General features: G+C 37.0%; 1 protein-coding gene. It reads right to left on the bottom strand.

The features are described 5' to 3' along the window. The coding region (locus E1176_RS20100; protein ID WP_185152465.1) for a hypothetical protein at positions 1-540 on the bottom strand (540 nt) is incomplete at both ends.

Genomic DNA, 540 nt, shown 5'->3' with positions numbered 1-540 from the left:
AAACCTCCCGTTTTAGAGTCGTCTTTGTTTAAAAAATCGATTTTCAGCCCTTCATAGGCAAAATTCATTTTTCCGTTAGATTCGGTCTGATCATATATAAACTCAAAATCCAGACTTTTCAGTTGACCTTCCTCTATCTCAGTAAATGCCACATATTTCATCATCTGGTTAAATTCCGTCAAGTCCATAGGCTCAAGTTTTCCTTTTACTATGGTAGGCTGAGTCTGACTCAGAGGAAATGAAATGTCAGCATAAAACCGACTTGTATTCAATAAATTACATTTAGCCACCATTCTAGGTGGAGTGTCTTGTTTCTTATCATAGGTGTATAGATGAGATATGCTGCCACTCAAGTTATCAAAACTTACTCTGCCAGGTCCCTCAGCTTTTTTCACAAACTCTTCATATATGATAGTAGCTTCGTTTAATAAAATACTATCAACTCCAAATGAGAAATTGCTTGTGGCCAACAGCTCTTTTAACAATTTTGGGCGTTGGTTATCTGGAAAGGGCAATCGCTTGTCTCTAAATACCTGAAGT

It is taken from the genome of Fulvivirga aurantia (assembly GCF_009711475.1).
GTDB lineage: Bacteria > Bacteroidota > Bacteroidia > Cytophagales > Cyclobacteriaceae > Fulvivirga > Fulvivirga aurantia.
The sequence above is the reverse complement of the archived record's forward strand: the minus strand, read 5'-3'. Positions and strand labels throughout refer to the sequence as shown.